This is a genomic window from Mesorhizobium sp. M0028 (genome assembly GCF_040323855.1).
Taxonomy (GTDB): domain Bacteria; phylum Pseudomonadota; class Alphaproteobacteria; order Rhizobiales; family Rhizobiaceae; genus Mesorhizobium.
In genome coordinates this window covers 1-20281 of the sequence record NZ_JAMYVG010000037.1, presented here as the reverse complement: position 1 = coordinate 20281, position 20281 = coordinate 1, and the positions used below count along the sequence as shown (strand labels likewise).

Annotated in this window: 13 protein-coding genes and 2 pseudogenes; 5 read left to right on the top strand and 10 right to left on the bottom strand. The window is 59.1% G+C overall.

Annotation, left to right across the window (positions count from 1 at the left end):
- The first annotated feature begins 511 nt into the window (after positions 1 to 511).
- Both NKJ93_RS32680 and NKJ93_RS32675 read left to right on the top strand, forming a co-directional pair.
- Positions 512 to 1867, top strand: a complete 1356-nt coding sequence (locus tag NKJ93_RS32680; RefSeq protein WP_352593500.1) for a M16 family metallopeptidase — start codon at positions 512 to 514, stop codon at positions 1865 to 1867.
- Between the two features lie 509 nt (positions 1868 to 2376).
- Positions 2377 to 3834, top strand: coding sequence for an NAD-dependent succinate-semialdehyde dehydrogenase (locus NKJ93_RS32675; RefSeq protein WP_352593520.1), 1458 nt, complete (start codon positions 2377 to 2379; stop codon positions 3832 to 3834).
- A gap of 831 nt (positions 3835 to 4665) precedes the next feature.
- Here the strand turns inward: NKJ93_RS32675 and NKJ93_RS32670 are convergent.
- From NKJ93_RS32670 to NKJ93_RS32650, 5 genes are all read right to left on the bottom strand, one after another.
- Positions 4666 to 6711 carry a class I tRNA ligase family protein gene (locus NKJ93_RS32670; RefSeq protein ID WP_352593497.1) on the bottom strand — a complete coding sequence of 682 codons (2046 nt, stop codon included), beginning with the start codon at positions 6709 to 6711 and terminating at the stop codon, positions 4666 to 4668.
- Between the two features lie 291 nt (positions 6712 to 7002).
- Positions 7003 to 7782 (bottom strand): phytanoyl-CoA dioxygenase family protein, encoded by a 780-nt coding sequence (locus NKJ93_RS32665; RefSeq protein ID WP_352593494.1) that lies wholly within the window; start codon positions 7780 to 7782, stop codon positions 7003 to 7005.
- A gap of 496 nt (positions 7783 to 8278) precedes the next feature.
- A complete protein-coding gene (locus NKJ93_RS32660) occupies positions 8279 to 9583 on the bottom strand; it encodes a lysine N(6)-hydroxylase/L-ornithine N(5)-oxygenase family protein (protein WP_352593492.1) in 1305 nt (434 codons plus the stop codon).
- A gap of 202 nt (positions 9584 to 9785) precedes the next feature.
- Complete coding sequence (locus NKJ93_RS32655) at positions 9786 to 9977, bottom strand: iron-sulfur cluster assembly accessory protein (protein WP_352593489.1); 192 nt, start codon at positions 9975 to 9977, stop codon at positions 9786 to 9788.
- A 175-nt stretch (positions 9978 to 10152) separates the two neighbouring features.
- Complete coding sequence (locus tag NKJ93_RS32650; RefSeq protein WP_352485074.1) at positions 10153 to 10362, bottom strand: hypothetical protein; 210 nt, start codon at positions 10360 to 10362, stop codon at positions 10153 to 10155.
- Positions 10363 to 11150: 788 nt separating this feature from the next.
- Between NKJ93_RS32650 and NKJ93_RS32645 the strand changes: the two are divergent.
- Positions 11151 to 11549, top strand: a pseudogene (locus tag NKJ93_RS32645) (hypothetical protein); the annotation flags it as partial.
- 155 nt (positions 11550 to 11704) lie between these two features.
- Positions 11705 to 12400 (top strand): OmpW/AlkL family protein, encoded by a 696-nt coding sequence (locus tag NKJ93_RS32640; RefSeq protein WP_502904419.1) that lies wholly within the window; start codon positions 11705 to 11707, stop codon positions 12398 to 12400.
- A gap of 448 nt (positions 12401 to 12848) precedes the next feature.
- Here NKJ93_RS32640 and NKJ93_RS32635 read toward each other — a convergent pair whose 3' ends face one another.
- The 4 genes from NKJ93_RS32635 to NKJ93_RS32620 all read right to left on the bottom strand — a co-directional run bounded on the left by NKJ93_RS32635 (position 12849) and on the right by NKJ93_RS32620 (position 17843).
- Positions 12849 to 12989 (bottom strand): transposase family protein, encoded by a 141-nt coding sequence (locus tag NKJ93_RS32635; protein ID WP_502904418.1) that lies wholly within the window; start codon positions 12987 to 12989, stop codon positions 12849 to 12851.
- Between the two features lie 130 nt (positions 12990 to 13119).
- Positions 13120 to 13896 (bottom strand): crotonase/enoyl-CoA hydratase family protein, encoded by a 777-nt coding sequence (locus tag NKJ93_RS32630; protein WP_352593484.1) that lies wholly within the window; start codon positions 13894 to 13896, stop codon positions 13120 to 13122.
- A gap of 801 nt (positions 13897 to 14697) precedes the next feature.
- Entirely contained in the window at positions 14698 to 15687 is a 990-nt protein-coding gene (locus NKJ93_RS32625) for an NAD(P)H-dependent flavin oxidoreductase (RefSeq protein ID WP_352593482.1), read from the bottom strand.
- 26 nt (positions 15688 to 15713) lie between these two features.
- Positions 15714 to 17843: an acetate--CoA ligase family protein gene (locus NKJ93_RS32620; protein ID WP_352593479.1), complete on the bottom strand. Its 2130-nt coding sequence runs from the start codon at positions 17841 to 17843 to the stop codon at positions 15714 to 15716.
- 673 nt (positions 17844 to 18516) lie between these two features.
- Between NKJ93_RS32620 and NKJ93_RS32615 the strand changes: the two genes are divergently transcribed.
- Entirely contained in the window at positions 18517 to 19302 is a 786-nt protein-coding gene (locus tag NKJ93_RS32615) for an MBL fold metallo-hydrolase (protein ID WP_352593477.1), read from the top strand.
- A gap of 560 nt (positions 19303 to 19862) precedes the next feature.
- Here NKJ93_RS32615 and NKJ93_RS32610 read toward each other — a convergent pair.
- A pseudogene (locus NKJ93_RS32610) lies at positions 19863 to 20128 on the bottom strand (transposase); the annotation flags it as partial.
- Positions 20129 to 20281 lie beyond the last annotated feature (153 nt).

Genomic DNA, 20281 nt, shown 5'->3' with positions numbered 1-20281 from the left:
CAGGGTTCCGCTGGGGCGACCAACATCTCCATTCTCACCGTCAGTGCAGCGGCCATTCGAAGCGCATCCTATACCCCTCCCCGGCAGCGCGCCCAATCGTCTTCCGAACGAAGAAGATATTCTCAGCCGCGCGCGCGTCGCGTTCGGCCCTGTCCGATGTCCGACAATGTCGGATGCGCAACATGGCAGAGCCCGATTTTGTCTACTGCCTCGAACGGTTTTCTGATCTGGCACGGTGCATGCTTGGTCATCCGCAAGACGTCGCGGACCAAGGAGAATCCGTCCCATGATCACCTCACCAAGAAATACCGCCGCAGGTCTCCTGGGTCCATCCAAAGATGAGGCTCGAGTAAGGCCTGGCCCCATGAAGAGCTTATTCATCTGGCTCGGTGCTGCCCGCCGATCCTCCCACGGGGGGAGACTGGGACGCAGCGCCTTCATCAAAATGAGGAACAAATCACTTTGCCTCGAACCTTGCCTTTCGACCAGCCACCACAACCGGAGCCATCGATTGTCCCCCTGGCTGCCCAAGGCGTTCACTGCCATCGCGCTGGCCCTGGTGACGACCTCTCCGGCTCTGGCCGCCACCGATGGCGGCAAAGTGACGGATTTCCTGCTCGACAACGGCATGGAAGTGGTCGTCATCCCCGATCACCGCGCGCCGATCGTCACTCATATGGTGTGGTACAAGATCGGCAGTGCCGACGAACCACCCGGCAAATCCGGCCTTGCCCATTTCCTCAAGCATCTGATGTTCAAGGCGACGACCAACCACGCCGCCGGCGAGTTCGACCGAGCCGTCTCAGCCATCGGCGGCTACAATAACGCCTTCACCGCCTATGACTACACCACCTTCCTCGAGACGGTGGCGCCCTCGGCGTTGGGTGAGATGATGGGCTTCGAGGCCGATCGCATGTTCAACCTCATCCTCAACGACGATGATATCAAGACCGAGCGCGACGTGATCCTGGAGGAGCGCCGTTGGCGCAGAGAGACGAACCCGCAAGCTCTGCTGGACGAGGAGGTCAACGCGACGTTGCGGCAGAACCAGCCCTACCGCATTCCGGTCATCGGCTGGATGCAGGACATGGAGAAGCTGAACGGCACCGACGCATTCACCATCTACAACAAATACTACCGACCGAACAACGCCGTGCTGGTGGTGGCCGGCGACGTAGAGCCTGAGACGGTGAAGGCGCTGGCCGAGAAGACCTATGGCAAGGTTGTGCGCGGGCCGGACCTGCCCCCGCGCAACCGTCCGGTCGAGCCGGAGCAGAACACCAGGCGCACAGTGACGCTGACCGATGCGCGCGTTTCGGTGCCGAGCTTTTCCACTCAATGGGTGGTGCCGTCCTATCATACGGCAGAGCCCGGCGAGGCCGAGGCGCTCGACCTGCTGGCCGAGATCCTCGGCGGCGGTAACCGCAGCCGGCTATATCAGGAGCTTGTCGTCAAGCAAGGCATAGCCTCGGCGGCCGGCGCCTCCTTCCAGGGCACCATGCTAGACGACACCAATTTCACCATCTCCGGCTCGCCGCGCGGCGATGCAAAGCTCGTCGATCTCGAAGCGGCGGCCGTTGCCGAAGTCGCCCGGATCGCCAAGGATGGCGTCACCAGCGACGAGCTGGACACGGCCAAAGACCGCTATATCCGCTCCGTGATTTTTGCGCACGACGAGCTGGACCACATCGCCAACATTTATGGCAAGACGCTCACCACCGGTGGCAATGTGAAGGACGTGCTCGAAAGGCCGGACCGCGTCCGCAAGATCACCACTGACGAGGTCAAGGCGGTCGCCGCGCGTTATCTGGTGCTCGACCATTCGACCACAGGTTATCTTTTGCCGCAGCAACAGGCGGGGAATTGATCATGAGCTCCATCCCCATGCAAATGCGCCGGCCGGTCTTCCTTCGGCGCGCCTTCGCCACCCTGTTCCTCTCCATCCTCTTTCTCATCTTGCGGGCGCTCGCCGGGTAAACGGGATCTGTTTAAAGGCGCGAGGAGCGGTTTTCGCGGGCCTACCCAGGCATTTGCCGGTATAGGCGTCATTATTGGGGTGCGCTCCTCCTCAGGCCAGCCTCTCTTCGAGTGGATAGAGTCGCCGATTCGTGGTCCGCAGATTGTAGGCGCAGGCCACCAGCATCCACTCCGCGCGGCTGGCGAAGCCGATGTCCGTTGTTCAATCGTTCGACTAGTAGAACCGCGAGGCATCTTCTAGCGTATTCAGGTATTCTCCCTTTCCAGTCGGGTACCGTGGTCTACCAGCTGTCTGGCCGAGGCCCTATAAGGAACCCGGACGTCGCGGAGTACACACCGCACCTGCTATATATACCTGCTGCGTTGAGGAGGAATCCGGTATTGCCCCTGTGCCTGCCGATGATCCGTCACCTGAGATCCCCCGACCTGTTTGGACCCATTGATCGCCTGCCGGCACTTGGCACGCGGATTAGCGAGCGGACATTCGAGGTCCTCAACCCGTCGACTGGCGAAGTGCTGGCAGAACTACCCGACATGGGTGTCGAGGAGACATGCGCTGCGATCGACAAGGCCTATGTCGCGCAGCCTGGATGGGCAGGGCTGACCGCACGTGAGCGCAGCGACGTTCTATGGCGATGGCATCAGTTGATCATCGACCACGCCGACGATCTCGCCGCGATTCTCATCGCGGAGATGGGCAAGCCGCTTGCCGAAGCCAAGTCGGAGATATCGCATGCTGCGGCGTATCTGCAATGGTACGCCGAGGAGGCCAATCGCGTCTATGGCGAGACGATCTCCGCACCATCGATGGACCGCCGAATGCTGGTAATCAAGCAGCCCATCGGAGTTGTTGGCACGATAACGCCATGGAATTTCCCGGCCTCGATGGTGGCGCGCAAAATCTCGCCAGCCTTGGCGGCGGGCTGCACGATCGTCCTCAAGCCCGCTGAACAGACGCCGCTCGTGGCGGGAGCAATGTTCGCCCTCGCCCATCAGGCTGGCTTTCCCGAAGGCGTCGTCAACCTGATCTATGCGTCAGAAGGTGACGCGGTCGGCCGCGAACTTTGTACCAATCCCAAGGTCCGCAAGATCAGCTTCACCGGGTCGACTGAGATCGGGCGCCTTCTCATGCGCCAGTGCTCGGACCAGATCAAAAAAGTCAGCCTTGAGCTCGGCGGCAATGCACCTTTCATCGTCTTCGATGATGCCGATATCGATGCCGCGGTTGACGGTGCGATCCAGGCGAAGTTCCGCAATGCCGGCCAGACCTGCGTTTCGGCGAACCGCCTTTACGTCCAGTCGGGCGTTCACGACGAGTTCGTCGAGAAAGTCGTGCAACGGGCTCGCCAACTTCAAGTTGGTGACGGTTTCGCTCCCGGAGTGGACATCGGACCGCTCATCGACAAGCACGCATTGGCCAAGATCGAATCCCATATTGCCGATGCCGTCGCCAAAGGCGGCGCAATTCGCTGCGGGGGCAAACGCATCGGCACGAATGGCACGTTTTTCCAACCGACAGTCCTGACCGGTGTCTCCAGCGAGATGACCGTCGCGCAAGAAGAGACATTCGGGCCGTTGGCACCGATTATTCGCTTCAAAGATGCGGATCAGGTCGTGCGTGAGGCCAACGACACGATCTACGGCCTCGCGGCCTACTTTTATGCCTCCAACCTGAAGCGTGTCTGGCGTGTGGCCGAGGCCTTGGAATATGGAATGGTCGGGGTAAATACCGGCCGGATGTCTTCAGAAGCGGCGCCGTTCGGTGGGATAAAACAGTCCGGCATCGGGCGGGAGGGATCCCGCCATGGCCTCGAGGACTACCTAGAAATGAAGTATCTCTGCATGGGCGGAATCTGAATTTTCGGCTTGCAGGGTTCACAGACCGGGTAACCTAGCGAGCGATCTCCAAATATGTGAATTGTAGGATCGCTCCTCGATTGGGAACTGAGGGGCGGCTCCGTACCCGAGCAAACGCGCAATCCTGAAGGAGCACCCTGGCTGGACTTATCTCTCGACGAGACAAGCGTCTGCATTGTCGGCGAAGACGGCGTGCATGTGACGGAGGATACGCTTGCGAGGGATTTGGCGGCCCTCGCCGAGTATCTTCAGGCGACGGGCTGTCGTTGCGCGGGCCTGGTTGGAAGCTTGTGCACCATAGCGATCATGAACGCTGGTTGTGCGCAATATCCGGTTTCTGGGGCAGAGTTTTGAACCTGCTACCTTCCGATTGTCAGTAGCTCAGTTGTTCTTCGGCCGACTGCCGCGCCAGTACAGGCTCGGACAGAATCGAAGATACCATCAGGCAGGCATTCGCATTCGACATTTCCGGTGATCGGCGCACGATCCAGGGCGCGCCAGGTTGACCAAGCGCCTCGAACCGCATGACAGTCTTGACCGGCTGGAGGACGGAAATCCCGCGATGCCGAAGAGGTTGGTCAGCGCAGTCGAGCCCACACGGCATTTGCGGCACGAAACAGCAAGGGCTGGGAAGCGATCGGCCGAGCGGTCCTCGAAGGCGCGGGCCAGGGTGTCGACGATGCGTCGGTTCAGGTCCGCCAATCTGGTCTCTACCGTCTGATAGCGGCTTCGGTCGCCAGTGACAGCGAGTAAAGATATTTGGCATCATCGGCTTTGATTGCCGCGCAGATCTGGTCGAGATTGGGATAGCTCACTGGTGCACCTTTGGGCTCATAGTGCTTCCCCCTCATCGAGATGAGGATTGCCGGATTTGGCGTAGAACACCAACACGGGTCCGAGATCAAAGCGTGTCCCGGGCGCAAGGCGCTGGACGGACCGGGGCCATGTTTCGGTTGAGACGCCATCGATGCCTCGCGCCAGCGTTCTGGCGAATCGGGGCAGCAGCGGAGCGAGTGTCGGTGCCAGGATCGCAGCGGCCGTCGTCTGAAGGGCTAGCGAAGTCCGATTGCGGGCGGGATAGAAACGTCGCGCCGCCGCATAGTCTTGCGCCCGACGGTAGATCACGCAATCGCGCACGAAATCGCAGACCTGAGCGGCCGCGCGCCGGAGCGAGAAGCCTTCGTCCGAATAGGCGCGTTCCATCGCCGCGCGATAGATCTCTATCCGAGCAAAGAAGGCGCGGTCGGCCGGGCTCCAGTCGCCTGCATCGGGTACACGGCCGCCAAAATCCTGCTTGATTTCCTGGTTCAACGCATCAAGCCAGTTCAGCCAAATCCCTTGGAACACCTCGTTCTCGGTGCGGCGCAGCGCGTCCAGCGTGAAATCCGTCCGCTCACTTTCGGGGCGTGTCAGGCCCAAATGGAGGCGCAGGACGTCGACTGTCTTTGGGCTCAGAACCTCCTTGCCCCAGACCGCATGGCGGCAGCTGGTTGAGAACTTCTTGCCGTCGAGCAGGTAGAACTCGTTGACGTGATAGCGGATGCGTGGCGTCCAGTGGGAGAAGACCTCGGCGTAAAGAGCGGGGTAGAGTAGCGCGTGGTAGAACGAATTGTCGAAGCCGAAGAAATGGACAATCTGCCAGTCGTTGCCGGGCATCTCCGCCTTCCAGTCGCGACCCAGCAAGCGGCCGAGCGCCTGGATGTTGTAAAGAAAACCGAAGGCCATTTCCGGCCAGACCCAGATCACTTGCCCCGGGAACCCTTCGGCCGGCAGGCCCCAGTCCGAGGGGTGGGTAATGGGCACTGAAAAGTTGCCGCGTCGGCGTAGGCGCGCGAAGAGATCCAGGATCCGTAGCGGGACGCCCGACGCCCTTAGATGCAGGTCGATATTGTCGTAGCATCGGTCCAAGGCAAGTTCCGGGCGGCGGACAGAGCCGACCAGCGGCGCCTCGGCAGACTGCCGTGACCGGGCTGCACCCAAGTCGTGGCAAAGGTTTGGGGCGCCGCATTCCTCACAGATGTTGCCACCGGCGGAGCCGCCACAATCGGGGCAGAGGCCGCTAACATCCGGTTCGTAAAGATAGTGGCCTGTCACAGCATCGAAAAGCGCAGGGCTCTGGCGCAGATCTACCGCCGTGCTGCTCAGAAGACTGCGGAAACACGCGGCTTGAAACTCGCCGTAACCGTCATCGTCCATTGTGGGTTGGAAGCTGTGGACGTCACAATCGAGAAGTGCAAGCGTGGCGCAAATCTCGTCGGCGTAGTAGCGCGCCACGTTTGCAGGCGTCGATTGATCGGCATCGGCGCGTATCGTGACGTAGCTCTGGTAATCGTCGCTTCCTGTCAGGTGGTAGGCCTCGACCCCTTTCATGCGCAGGAAACGCGTGTAGACATCAGCGCCAAAATAAGGGCCAGAAAGATGCCCCAGATGCAGATCGCCATTAGGCGTCGGCGGCGTGGAGAAGACGAAGATCGGCCCGCGTGGAGCCGTGGTCTTTGCAGCGGCATCAAGGGCGGCCTCGCCGTCTCGCCAGTAGACATCGACGAAATCTAGGTCTTCGTTTCCGTCGTTGCGCAGCACATGCGCTTCAAAAGGGTGGAACAGAACGACATCGCCCGCCTCGACCGAGATTTCCCCACGGTCGGTCGTGACCTTGCCCGCGCCAGACAGGACCACGAAGGCCTCGATTTCGTCGTGCCGATGGGGCTCGGATGTAACGCCCGGTCCAACCTTTCCGAATGAAAACCCCGTGCGAGCGCTGCCCGTTCCAAGCGTGGCCGTGTCGATACCGAACGCCCGCGACAGCTCCGTTCGAGAAAACGTGTATTTGCGCATGACGAACCTAAGCAGTTGAAGCAGTGGGATCTTCGGCTGCAACGCAACAGCCTCTTGTGCAAGTTGCGCAGAGAAGCGGCAGCCCAACCCGTTGGCGGCCCCGGCCAGAATAATGCGGCTCTGGGCCGCCAGGCGGGCGACGAGGGGGGCGCCAGTCGGGCTGTAGGCGTCATAGAAGACCGCCCTGCGACCACCTCCACAATCCACGTGCCGAAGCGTCGTACGGGCTGCGGTCGATGCTCCGCGAGCCCGCAAATCAGAACGCCATACTCTCCGCGCATTTTTGAGCGGCCGATCAGTTTCGTGTGCATGCCTCCGCCTTGCTGCGTGCGCTCAATCGCGATAGAAAATGCCATTTGGGGGCTTGAGATTGTCGAGATCGGCCACTTTGCCCTCGGGTGGGTTAAGGGCGCGCTTAAGCACGTTATATTCAGCGCGGGTCGGTCCACCGGTTGAAGCACGCTGGAACACCAAGTAAAGTGTCCGCCGCGAACGATTGCTTTTGTTCGGTCGTGAGTAGTGCGGTGCGTAATCGTCGAAGATGAAGATGTCGCCAGCCTTCCATACTACGGGTTCCCAGGAGAACATTTCGGCGACTTGAGGATCGATCACCCCACCGGCATCCATGGGAAACACCCCCTTCTTGTGGTTGCCGGGGCTGAAGAAAAGCCCGCCGTTTTCCGGGTCGGAGTCGTCGATGCCTATGGCAACCACCGCATGGACCATCCGGTGGGGGAGTTTGTGTGGAATGTGATAAATGTCCTGATGCGGGAGATAGCCGCCGCTGTCGGGGTAGTGGAAAATCAGCAACTCCTTGAGCCTGCGCGAATCTTCGCCAAGCAAATCCTCGACCGCTGACTTTATGCGCTGATCTTCTAAGAGCAAACGACACAATGGATCATGGAAGTCGAGAAAATTCTCGATCTTGGAGATGATCTTTCGATTGTCCGTCGTCTTCTCGAACCACATGAGCCATTTATCATCGCTGACATCCCAGCGTGACATATCTTCGACAAAAGTAGAGATATCTTCCTGAACCGCTGGAGCGAAGAACCTTTCGAGCCTGACGTATCCGTCTTTCTGCCACTTTTCTCTTTGTGCATCAGTCAACATGCGAAAAGCCTCCTGTTGGAAAGACTGGTTGGTCGGACATCCCAATTAGGGCAGTCGGACGCTGGTCAACACGGAGACGGACTCACGTCATGTGGGACGGCGATGCTAAGTGCGTTCCGCTCCGGCGGATATGCTCCGCAGAAGCTCGGCGCGAGACTGCCTATGTCAGGCTCAGCCGGGTCCAGGGGTTCCGTAAACTGGGCCGGATCAATCGCTTCACCCGGTCCAGCCACGACACGCATCGCTAAAGGCCGGCACCATCCGCTGACCGCCGACCCAGCCATGGCCGCCAAGACCACGGCGCTCTTTCGAGTGAGCGACCTGGTACAGTCTTGACAACCGTAGGGGAAATGCACGCCCCGACAATAATGCGATGCGCCGCTTGGTCCAGGGGCTTGTTCGGTCACGATGATTTCGGAGAAGCCTCCGGCCTTCGCCGCAGCGGAGGCGGACATCATTCCTAGGATGCCACCGCCGATGATCAAAAGTCTACGAGTCATATCCCGCTGCCCATTTCTTCGGCTGCGGGGGCGGGCCAGCTCTCGATCGAGGTATGGCTGATGAAGCCAGGATGCTCGGGGTTCGCGCATGGCGCGCGCCCAAGAAGGCTATCGAGGATGCGGCGCGCGCGCCAGGCCAGCAGGCTTAGGTTCGGATCGGCCAGGCCGCGCTGCCCGAGGCTCGCGTTTTGTACGAAGATGCGACTGTCACCCGGTCCGTCCCAGCTCACCGAAAAATCCTCGCGAATAGCTAATTCATTGTCGATCTGCTCCAGCCGGTGCGCGATGGGTTCCAAGAAGTCTGGCACCGCGTTCTCGTAACCGGTGGCCAGGATGACGATGTCAGCCGTGACTTCTTCGACCTCGACCATGCCGTGCTGCAGGGTCAGCCTGTGACCCGCGCCGGCGTTGATGCAGTGCGAGACGGTGCAGCCCGGCCGCAGTGTGATGTCGGATCGGTTTGGCTCGAAAAATGCGTGGCGGTACAGCGCCTGATAGATCGCGCGCAACGTGCTTTCCGAAATGCCGTCCGAGGCAAGCACGAAACGCCGCAGGAGCAGCTTACGCTGCGACTCGCTCATCGCCGCGAAACGATCCGAAAAGCAGGGCATGAACAACTCGTTTGTGAACGGGCTGTTGTCCAGAGGCAGATAGTTTTCGCGCTGCGAGACCCAAGTGATCGAGGCAGGCCGCCGTTCTTTCGGCAGGCCGACAAGATGCAACATCACCTCGGCTCCCGACTGGCCTCCGCCGACTACGCAGACATGCTTTCTCCGCACCTCAGGGTGGATGTGCAGTAAAACAGATGAGTGGAACAGGTTGCGTCCAATCCAGCCCTGAAACTGAGGCGGAATTTGCGCCTGCTTGCCAATGCCGACCACGACGTTTCTGGCGCCGAGAACCGCCTTATCCGTCCGCACCCGAAACTCGCTGTCAAAGCGGATTTCGTGCACGGTCTCGCCGCCACGGACAAGTGGGTTCCTGTGGAAGGCCCAGTTCAGGTACTGCTCAAACTCAGCTCTGAACACAGCCTCGAACTGTGCGTTCAGGAAGTGGTACAGACGCCCGTTCTCGTACAGGTAGTTTACGAAAGTGTAGGCTGATCGCGGATTCACCAGCGTGACCAGATCCTTGAAGTGGCTCACCTGGAGCTCTGAGGAATCGAAAGCGATGCCTGGATGCCAGCGGAAGTCGACCTGCCGATCCAGGAACAGTGCCCCTTGCCCAACTTGCTCGTGTATCTGACACGCAAGGCTCAAATTAGACGGCCCAGCACCGACCCCAACGCAAGATAACTCCACTTGCTTTCCTCCTATAGAGTCTTCCCACAGGCGCTTGTTCGCGGCGAATATCGGCCATAGCCATTGGGCCCCCTCGGGGACGTTTCGATCCCCGGTGCCGACCGGATTTGCGAGAATTGTCCTGCGGGTTGTCGAATGTAGACCCGAGCATTCCAGCGCGGTGACAATCGACGGGTCATGCCGGGGACGTGGGTTGGGGGCATCAACGTATATCCTTTCCGCCCGCCTCGATGACCGCGTCGCCGTTACGCGAGACGCTTTCCAGGCCCCTCAGGTGTTTGAAGCCGGCCGAGTCGCCCGCCTCGACCATGACGCGCCGGCCTTTCGCCGGCTTGGTGGCAGGCAAGAGCGCGGGTTTCACTGCGGCGACGGCATTTTCGGTGCGCATGATCATGGACGACCTCTCGCTGATGCGTTCGCAGAATCCCGTGCATGGGCCGTGCCAGAGAAGGGAAACCTTGTTAAACAGTGGGTTGGCGGATTTGCGATCCTGTCGGAAATCCGACATTGAGGGGGCACGCCTACCGGCGGCGCCCGATTTGCACGTCGATGTCGCCTTTTCCGAATAGCTAATCGGGCACCTTCTGCACCAGAATACTTCTCATGGAGACCAGCACGAAGCCTTCATGAACGGACAGTGCATAACCTGGTGTCTCTGCCGGACAGATCGCGATATGCCGTCTCCCATCGAGGTCGGCAGTTGCAAGAGCTGCCAAATCCTTCGCCCTATCGTGCCGTTGCACTGGCTCGATCCCGACATCCTCGGAGGCGGCGATCATGAAGAGTGACGCAATCTCATGTCCGCCGCGACGCCTCTCTCATGAGGAAGCAATTCTCTGTGTTGGTGTCGGATCGATGCTCTTGATGACATGGTTGCGGATGGGCGCATGCCCAGACCTGAGCGCATCAATGATTGCGCGATCTGGGACCTTCACCAACTGGATTGTCGAATCTCTGTAAAGATAGCGGGAAGGAGAATTGCGTTCTGACCACTCTGCCGGTTCCAAAAGCACGACGCCATTCGGTCCCTGCGACTCAATCCAGGCGGAGGGATGAGGCCGCACAGCAGTCTTTTGCGCGCCCACCGGTCGGCCAGGATGGAGCCGTCGTAAACGCAGTTATTCGATGATCGCCGCCGCGGAGTCCTCAGGCTGTGCCGCGCACGACACCAGCGACGTAGTGGTCGTCGATCGCCCCGTCGCCGATGTCGATCCGAAGCTCGGCCAGTTTCGCGGTGAGCTTCATTGCTATTCCGCCGTGCCCACCGAGCTCGCACAGGAGGTTCTATCAGGCGGTCACGGCTGCACTCGTTGTCGGGTCTTCGACAAAGTCGGACATGAGACACACCGCAATCAGAGCCATGTCATTGTTGTGAAATGATTTTCTCGTTTGGCACGACACGTGCAAGGCTATCCGCAAACGCGCTGCGGCAAGGACTGAGGAGAAATCATGCCATGATCAAGCTCGCCGAACATGCGGTTGCAGCCGCGAAAACTGAGCTTTCCCGGGCCGACGGAAGACTTTGCGCCTGTTTTCCAGGCGACATCACTCTTCGGGTTAGCCGGACATGACCGCATTCGATTTCCGCCCAACGCTGAATGCTCCCGACGATGATCCCTATCTTTGGCTCGAAGATGTAGAAGGCGAACGGGCACTTGACTGGGCCGCCAGCCAGTCGGCCAGAACCCTGGGGCACCTCGGTGTAACGCAGTCCGATCGCGACCGTGACACCCTGACAGCGATCTTCGACCGTCCTGACAAGGTTCCCCTGATCACGCGCCGCGGTCAGTACCTCTACAATTTCTGGCAGGATGCCGGAAACCCGCGCGCACTGTGGCGCCGGGACCACCCTTGCCGCATATCCGCCGATCCTGCTCGCCACCACGAAGCGGGACGACCGCGTCCACCCGGGCCACGCGGCAAGACGGCCGCCAAGCTCCAGGCCTTTGGTTATCCCGCTTACTTCTAAGTGAGTACAGGTCGATGATTGCGAGCACGGCGCGAATAATGTGTGCGCGGTCCCACGCAAACTGCGCATGAGCGCTCCGCCAATCTCATGCAATTCGAGCAAGACTTTTCGTAGTTCAGTGCATCATTTCTAAAGAGCAAGGAGAGAATATCATGGCGAGAAAGCGAATGGGCGTGGCGCGGGGACTAACAGCGGCCGTCATCCTCATGGTGGTGGGACAGCAGGCCGTCGCGGCGGAGCTTGCGCAAGCCGCGAGCGTCCCGCAGGCAGGAGCCTCGGTCACGGAAGCGCCAAGCCCTTGGCAGATCCGCCTGCTTGCGTTGGGGGTCGTCACTGAGGATTCGGGCTACGTCAATGCAGTGCCGGGCTCCGATCTTTCCTATTCGAACACGGTGACGCCGGAACTCGATATCTCCTATTTCTTCACGGACAACATCGCCGCCGAGCTCATACTCGGCACCACCTATGCGAACATCGAGGGCCAAGGAACGATCGGCGGGCTGGGCAATATCGGCAAGGTTTGGCTGCTGCCGCCTACGCTCACATTGCAGTATCATTTTACCAACTTCGGCGCTTTCAAGCCCTATGTCGGCGCCGGCGTGAACTACACGATATTCTATAACCAGGATGTCGGCAGCGCCGACGCTCTCAAGGTTAAGAACACGTTCGGCACCGCGCTGCAGGTCGGGTTCGACTACATGGTGGATCAGCACTGGGGCGTCAACTTCGACGTGAAGAAGCTTTTCCTCAAGCCAGACTTCGACGTCACAGTCGACGGCGCGAAGCTGACGGGGAAGGCGGAGCTCGATCCCTGGTTGATAGGCGCAGGTGTCACCTACCGCTTCTGATGCGAAAGGCGAAGCGGCTTGCTGACAGCCGATTTGAAAATGGGGGCGCCTCATGCGCCTCTTTAACGTGGGCTTTGCACAGGCGAATCGACCTTGGATCATTCGATGAGGCTGCCTATGCGCTGGATCCGCGATGATAGGAGTGATGGCCCGAAGGCGGCGGGCGCGCGACCAACGGCTTCTTCAGGAGTCGACCGTTATGACGCCGCCAAAGCCCCGCTGCATCGCCGCCGATGCGCTGCTGATGACCGAGGCAGAGGCTGCCGGCGCGGCATCGCGTTGGGGACGGTGACCGTGCCATCCTTGTCGAAAGCGGGCTTCACTTTGTCATGGCGCGTCTTGCATCCGTTCCAGGTTCGCTTGTCCAGCGCTTGCCGGCATGTCTCGCGCACCCATGACGTGAAGGCGTCCGAAAGCAGGCCGGGATCGATGCGGTTCATCAACATAGTCAGCCAGGCCCGCAAGGCAGATTGCGGCGCAGGAAGTCGAGATGCGCCGCGCCCCAGTCGGCAATCAGATCAAAGTCATTGCAATGGTAGATTGTGCCGCAGACAACCACAAGCAGGACTTGCGGCAGCGGATGCGCCACCCGCCATAGCTCGCTCGGGTCGTTGCGTTGGTGGCCACGTCCTCTATAATATAGTACATTTGCGAAAGCCGATTGCTGACGTTGAGTGGAGGATTTTCGCCACAACCCTGCCAATGGCCGCAGGCCGATTCTACCGCCCTTTCCAGACAGGCTTGCGTTTTTCGGCAAAGGCGGCAAGGCCCTCGGATTCATCCTCCGACCCAAAAACTTTCTGGACGATCGGAAGCTCCTTCAGACGATCTTCGGTGGCCTGTCCGTCGAACGACTGGAACATAATTTCCTTGCTTGCGACCAGAGCGAGGGGCCCGTTTTGGAGCAGCGACTCCGCTAGCTTCAATGCCTCCTCGAGCGCCCGGCCAGGCTCGGCAAGGTGGTTCACAACACCAAAACGCTCAAAGTAAGGCGCCTCCTTGAACCGACCCGTTAAGACGAGTTCCATTGCCAGATGATAGGGCATACGGGTGGGGAGCCGGACCAATCCATACGTGGCCAGTAGGTTGTGCCGAACCTCGGGCAAGCCAAACTTGGCGTCGCGGGCTGCCACAATCATGTCGCAGGCAAGACACGTCTCGAAGCCTCCAGCTACTGCGTAGCCTTCGACCGCAGCGATCAATGGCTTATGCGGCGGCCGGCGCAGAATTCCGAAATCACCCCTAGAGAGCTGAAGCTGAGACGCCATGCCTTGGGTAGTAGCCGCTTTCAGATCCATGCCCGAGCAGAAATTTCCGCCGGCACCTGCCAACACTCCAACGAACAACTCTTTTTCGTTTTCGAGCAAATCCATCGCTGCTTGCATGGCCTCGGCAGTCTTGGCATCAATCGCGTTCCTCACCTTCGGACGGTTGATCGTAATGACCAGAATATTGCCCCGACGCTCGGTAAGAACCAGTTCAGATGATTCACTCATTCACCTCTCCTTTCATTGAAGCACTTTGACCAAATTTATAGCGTCACTTGTGTCGCCGACATGCAGGACGTTAGGTGGTTGGTCCAAACACACCGGCTGTTTCCAAATCTTCCAGTCGACCGACGCCAAACCCCAGTTTGCCCAATATGTCCTTTGTATGGGCGCCGCGGGGCGCCACCGAACCAAGTTCTGCCGACGGCGTCCGGGAAGAACGCGGGGCGGGGTAGCCTGCAAAACACCGTCAACCGTGTTGTAGATTCCGCGAGCGATAACGTGCGGATGCCCAACCGCCTCTTCGGGTGATAGGAGGGGCGAAGGGCGAAGCACGGTCGCTGCGCTTGAGCAGATCGGTCCACTCCGCACGCCCGCACCGGGAGATTGGTTTGTGACGTGGAGCGACAATAGCGGTGCTGCGCTAATGGTTGCTGGAAACTTCTGCCGAGGAGCGGTCTAATTAGTCGTTTCAGGCCGTTTGTTGCACGCCTTTGCATGTTCCAAGACTCACGCTGCATCTACCGTCACCGACGTGTTTAAGAACCTATTTCGTCACTGCCTCCGCCGACGTGCGACTTAACGCATGGACCTTGGCATCTTGACGAAACAGGTGAGTCCCGATGGCCGGAAAGCGCCTTACGGGCCGCTTCGGGTCCGAGCTCACAGTCGGGCCGGGTGCCCCTAAATTTCGCATATCTTGGGCGCTTGGTCGCTTTGACTTTCCCCTCCGAACTAGATTGGTTACCCGCGCACGTTCTTCCGTGGCATCTTGCGTTGATCGCGCGCTCCGCTCGCCGATAGTGCCGGCTATACCGCCGCCGGCTCGGCAGCGCACACTAACGCGGCGGTCTCGCCCATGGCCCTGTGATATTCATCGGCAACCTCGTCCACGACGTCCCCCGCCGATTGGATTTCGGAGACGGCGGAAACTGTATGACCGGCGCTCCAGATATCGACCCATCGCTTCGGCCCTTTCCCTGCCAAGTCGGCGCTGTACCTCTTCCGTGCTTCTTCAACGCTCATGGGTATTTCCAATTCGGCGAGATCGAGCCCGGCTTTCAGGATCGACGGCCGGAGGTAATTGGCATCGAATCCATTAATTGCCTTCGTTAGGTGGATGTCGTCGATTCCTGAATTGACCACCATTTGCTTGTGACCCTGCGGCGCCAGGCTCTCATGCGTTGCAATGAAACGTGTACCCATCATACCGAAGTCACATCCCAGCACCCGCGCTGCCCAAAGTGCATGGCCGTCGGACAGGCCGCCGGCGAGGCCCACCGGCCCATCATAGATCGAGCGAACCGCTCTGACGAACGATAATCCGTTTAGCCAGCCGGTCTGTCCTCCTGCGCCTGCGCTCAGAAGGACCAGACCATCGGCGCCCACTTTGATCGCTTTTTCCGCATGTCGCATCGTGGCGACATCTGTCAGGACTGTGCATCCAACATCATGCAATTGAGGGATGATTGCCTCCGGAGATCCGACGCTCGCAAGCACGATCTTGACCCGGTGCTTTACCAAAACATCGACATCGGCCTGAAGGGCCTCAGGTGATCTACGCATAATGATGTTGGGACAGCATGGTGCCCAAATGTCATCTGAATCAGCACAAGTTCGCTCTATCATCGCCAGCCACTCATCCAGTTGCTCTGGCGTCCGTGCATTGAGGGTTGGAAAAGCCCCGATGGCGCCCTTCCGGCAGACTGCGGAAACGAGTTCGGGCCCCGATACTCGCTGCATCGGTGCCGCGATAAGAGGAATGCGTAGCCGGGAGGTGATGGATGCAGGCAAGCCCATTTCGCGTATCCTATTTGTTAAGATTGTTATGCGTGGCCCAGTTGATGCCGGACCAGCCGCATGAGCGCATCAGCGGCGACCGCCCCCCGCCCCTGGGGGCGCACGATTAGCGGATTGAATTCGGCTTCGACGAAGCGCTCCTCGTGGGAGACGGCGAATTGGGCAAACTTTTCGATAGTGTCGACCACCGCTTCAACATCGCCCTTCGGTCGGCCACGCCAACCGTCAAGCAATGGGAACAGTTTTAGACTGCCCAGGGCCTCGGCAATCGTAGCACGCGAAGCGGGCAATAGGATCGTGGCAGTATCGCGCAGTAGTTCTGCTTCCGTGCCGCCCATCCCAATTGTGAGGGCAAGGCCCATCGAATCTACCCGGCGTATGCCTACGAGCAACTCGCCGACTCCATCTGTCACCATCTCTTCCACTAAGAAGTTCCGAATGGAGAGCTCGGGCGCAGAATGCTTTAATTTCTCTGCCGTAGTGCGCACGGCTTGCCACGCCTCTTCGGGCGTACCTAGGCGCAGCACAACAGCTCCCAGCTCGCTTTTGTGTGCTAGTCCTGCGCCAAGCGCCTTCACCGCCACTGGATAACTAAGTTCGTCCAACCGACCCGTTTGATCTGGCGTCACAACGACGCTTCTAGGCACGGCTATGCCTGATGCACCCAGTTCGGCTTTGGCAGCTGCCTCGTCGAAAGCGATCTCGTCAGTCGGACCAATCCGGTACCTTGGCAGAAGAATTTCTTCATCGGTCCTCTGAGAAAGAACATCCGCCAGTTCCGACGAGCGCATCGCATTTGACACTGCGCGGATGCCGTCTTCCATACCCTGCAGCGGGACCAATCCGTCTGCTATCATCCTTTCTCGGACGCGCCTTGATAAAGCTTCTGGCATAGTGTTGACAAAGGCTGCAGGAAGTTGACGCTCCCGCGCTGCTTGCGCGAATGCCATGGTGGTGTCATTCCAGTTTTTTGGATCCCAGCCGCCTTCAGGTGGGTAGCACATTACCTGCAGTGCCATGTCACGATCATCCGCCAAGTATGCTCGGTAGATGTTCAGATTTTGATCGATGCCCTCCTCGTCCCCAGAAGAGATGTCGAGAGGGTTGGCGGGATGAACAAAGGGCGGCAGATATTTCTTAAGCTCTGCTGCTGCTTCCGCCGAGGGCGTCTGCAGGTCAAGTCCATGAACTTCGGTTATGTCGCCACCAAGTACTGCATAGGAGCCCGAACTCGTTGCAAATGCTGTGCGACGTCCTTTCACTCTTGGCGCGTACACAAGCATCTTCAGCGTCTCCAATGCCTCGGTCGGAGTGCGCACCTCGACGAATCCGAGCCGCTTGAACAGCGCGGAATTCACGATATCATCGCCCGCAAGGGAAGCAGTGTGTGACTGGGTCGCTCGACGACCAGCGCTTGTTCGGCCGCCCTTGATAACGACCACTGGAATACCTCTGCGGGCAGCTTTGAGGCCCGCAGCAGAAAGGACTGCCGCGTCTTTAATGCCCTCCAAATAAAGATTCACTGCCCGAATGCGCTCATCATCCAGAACCACATCCATAACGTCGGCTATAGTGATCATCGCCTGATTGCCGAGCCCAACGGAATAGGCCACCGGTAGCGACCGGTCCGCGCATCCCAGGTCGGAGAGATACGAGCCTCCATTGCTTATGAGGGCGACGCTGCCATTCTCGTCATGATCACCGAAATGGTTCATCATGAAGACGGAACGATCGGCAAAGTTGGCCACGCCCGGACAATTCGGCCCGATAATCGGCATTTCGCCTGCCGCTTCCACCAATTCGCGCTGCGACTCTTCTCCGCCATGCATTTCTGAGAAGCCAGCACTATTGCAAATCGCACCTGCAACACCGAGGCCCGAAAGTTCCTTGACCACGCTCACAACGTTCTGGCGAGGTACCGCCAAGAAGGCGACCCCTGGTATCTCCGGGAGGCTGGCGACGTTGGACACGCAGCGAATACCCGCCAGCTCGCTGCGACGCGGATTGACCACATGGACAGGACCTCGAAAGCCGCGCGCACGACAATAGCCGATGGCGGGGACCATCGACGCTCCACCGATGAACACCGCACTTTGCGGCGCCAACATACGCTTGAGGCGCTCCCGCCTAATCTCTCGCTTGCTATCGTAATTCAAAACGATGACTCCATAATGGTGGGGAGGGCATAGCGCGCCAGCTCAAGCTCCGAGGTAAGCGCCGCCAAGCTGCCAGGGCGGCTACGTGTTACCGAAGGCGCTGATATTGGCTGAGGGGGCATTAGCAACATCTTCCACTCTCCACCTACTTGGAGAGCCGATTCTACTCACCTTCTCGACGTCCTTTAACCGTAACATCTATAAACTCCATCACAGTTCAAAACTACATTCCGGTTCAAATTTGCTCGAGGAAGACTTCTCCTTGTGCAGCATTAAGAGATTGGACAATACCACGTCAAATTATATAATCAACTTGATAGTAACCGATTTAACCGTATCTTATATCATGTTTACGAGTCCGTTATGATCGTAAACGTAAATTCGTCTTACTTAATATTTATTCACAAAAGAGACGTATTCATAGTGTTAACTTAAATTTATTAGGTCATCAAATATTCAGTCTGGAGTTCCCTTCCATAGCCGCGTAGAGAGTCTCGTTGCTACGGCGGAATAGGAGGACAGAGAGGCGCTTATGCGAGGTCAATCAAGCGGCGGGGACAAAGCGCCCGCTGGTAGGCGCGAATCTTTATGTCCTATCTCGACGGATTCGAGGCGGATCTGCGAGACGACATCGCCAACAATGAATATCCCGGCTTTCACCTGAGGTACCCCCATGTTAAAAGCTTCGCCTCTGTCCGTCGCCACGGAATGGTACGAAATTTCGGAGACAAGTGCGGGCGTGAGCCGCATCGTGGAACGGCATGTCTTGCCTTGGATGCGCTGCAATATGTGGCTAATCCACGGCCGCGACCGCGACCTGCTTGTCGATTGCGGCATGGGGCTGAGGCCGATCAAGCGGGAGCTCGCGGCGCTGCGGGACCAAGCCGTGCACGCCGTTTGCACGCATTGCCATTTTGACCATATCGGCTGCGCCCACGAGTTCGAAGTACGTCTGGGACATGCCTCGGAAGCCTCAATCTTTGCCGACCCTGACCTGGATAACACCTGCGCTCGGGCATGGATCGGCGGCGAACTGCTGACTGCGCTTCCGTATGAAGGCTATCTGGTCGACAGCTACCGGCTGACGCCGGCGCCGCTCACCGGACATCTCGATGACGGCGACTTGCTGGACCTCGGCGACCGCGTGTTCCAGGTGTTGCACCTTCCAGGACATTCGCCAGGCTCGATCGCACTCTACGACAGGGCGACGAAGACGCTGTTTAGCGGAGACGCGATCTATGATGGAGAGCTGATCGACAATGCTTGGCACTCCGAGCCAGAAGCCTTTCGCGAGTCGCTCCATCGGCTGCGCGAGTTGCCAGTGGAAACCGTGCATGCCGGCCACTTCGCCTCATTCGGAAGCGAACGGCTTGTCGAGCTGATCGATCTGTACCTGGCCGGCGCCATGCAGATCTCGACTATTGACGAATGGCTGGCGGCGCATTCGGGGCGGACATGAACGCCGGGCACTTCATGATCCAGGGGCGGGATTTCGGCCGCGAGGCAACCTTTACGAGAGGCGTTGCTTCGTGGAGGTCGACCGCCACTGCTATCATCCCCGGTCACATTCGATGCGATAACGTACTGAGCGCGGAAGGAAATGGAGCCTGCAGTCAAGCTCTCTCTGTTCGCCAGCATGCTCTTGCTGCATGACGTTGGTCAAGTCAACGAACGAGGTGGCTTCCATCGGCAGGGGAAAAGGTCTCGTCCATGCAAACACAGGGTATGCACGAAGGCGGCCCTGATTATCCCTCAACATGAGCTTCTCATCCAGGCGGAAGATCCGAACGCTATGTACAGCGTCGTCGAAGCGATGCCCTCACGGCCTGGCTGACAGAGGTTCTCCCCTTTGGCACCCGCCCTTCTGAATCGGCAACGCGAACACGATGACCGCGAGGGCATCGACACTCAGCCTCCCGACGCTCGCCGACTAGGCTGGCGTATGTGCCGCAACGCTGAAGCCCGCTGCGCGCTGATCGCCTGCATGGCGGTCACACTGCTACGAGGCGACCCGAAGGCAACCCGTCCTCGGGCCATCTTGAAGATCGGATTGGAACGCAATCGATTGGCATAAACCGGCGGCAATCGTCTTCAATGAGGATGCCGACCATGTCTGCCAGGCTGTGGGCGACCTGGTACGGGCAGCGCGGATCGTCGATGCAGAGCGCCAGACGGTCGACCACACGAAGCCGCGTTTCTACCTCGTCCAGAGCAAGGACGCCACTGTTGGATGACAGCATGCCGCCGTCGAACCGGGGGATGACGGACTTTGCCGCCCGGCAGATAACAACTACTCAGACGCAGCACCCTATCCGCCAGTCCCTCGCGCATTTTTCAGGCTAGCAACGTTCTCCTACCGCCCCGTAAACTTTGGCGCTCGCTTTTCCATAAAATGGGCAACGCCCTCTTCGTAGTCTTCAGAAAGCAAAGAGGCTTGC

Excerpts from the sequence above, each read along its gene's own strand:
- NKJ93_RS32675 (WP_352593520.1), top strand. The coding sequence starts at position 2,377 with ATGATCCGTCACCTGAGATCCCCCGACCTGTTTGGACCCATTGATCGC.
- NKJ93_RS32630 (WP_352593484.1), bottom strand. The coding sequence starts at position 13,896 with ATGAGTGAATCATCTGAACTGGTTCTTACCGAGCGTCGGGGCAATATT.
- NKJ93_RS32640 (WP_502904419.1), top strand. The coding sequence starts at position 11,705 with ATGGCGAGAAAGCGAATGGGCGTGGCGCGGGGACTAACAGCGGCCGTC.
- NKJ93_RS32625 (WP_352593482.1), bottom strand. The coding sequence starts at position 15,687 with ATGGGCTTGCCTGCATCCATCACCTCCCGGCTACGCATTCCTCTTATC.
- NKJ93_RS32655 (WP_352593489.1), bottom strand. The coding sequence starts at position 9,977 with ATGATCATGCGCACCGAAAATGCCGTCGCCGCAGTGAAACCCGCGCTC.
- NKJ93_RS32615 (WP_352593477.1), top strand. The coding sequence starts at position 18,517 with ATGTTAAAAGCTTCGCCTCTGTCCGTCGCCACGGAATGGTACGAAATT.
- NKJ93_RS32665 (WP_352593494.1), bottom strand. The coding sequence starts at position 7,782 with ATGTTGACTGATGCACAAAGAGAAAAGTGGCAGAAAGACGGATACGTC.
- NKJ93_RS32650 (WP_352485074.1), bottom strand. The coding sequence starts at position 10,362 with ATGATCGCCGCCTCCGAGGATGTCGGGATCGAGCCAGTGCAACGGCAC.